Origin of the sequence: Tritonibacter sp. SIMBA_163, assembly GCF_046535935.1 — a bacterium.
GTDB lineage: Bacteria > Pseudomonadota > Alphaproteobacteria > Rhodobacterales > Rhodobacteraceae > Epibacterium > Epibacterium scottomollicae.
The window spans coordinates 1-329 of the sequence record NZ_JAWJBP010000213.1 but is presented as its reverse complement, the minus strand read 5'-3'; the positions used below and the strand labels follow the sequence as shown (position 1 = coordinate 329).

The following is a 329-nucleotide window of genomic DNA, read 5'->3' as shown; positions in this document are numbered from 1 at the left end:
CATTGATGCCTGCTCTGTATGATCGCTCTTCAGTGTCAACGCTCACCTGAGGCGAGGAACCTTATTGCCTTGTATCGGGATACTGTATGTCTACCACAGAGGCGCATGAATTTTATGCCCACACGTTCTTCTAACCACCGCATTTTACTAAGGCTGTTGAGGTTTATACGCCCTTATCGCCTGCGCGTGGCGCTTGCAGGGTGTGCCTTATTGGTTGCCTCCGGTAGCGTTCTGTTGCTGGGTAATGGCCTGCGGCTAGTGATTGATCAGGGCTTTCTTGCTGCTGATGCAGCCGCCCTCGCCACCACCTTGGGGCTAATGCTGGGGGT

General features: G+C 53.8%; 1 protein-coding gene. It reads left to right on the top strand.

What is annotated here, in order from left to right; genetic code table 11:
• Window positions 1-105: 105 nt before the first annotated feature.
• The coding region (locus R0J92_RS22130) for a hypothetical protein (RefSeq protein ID WP_411053234.1) at window positions 106-329 on the top strand (224 nt) is incomplete at its 3' end.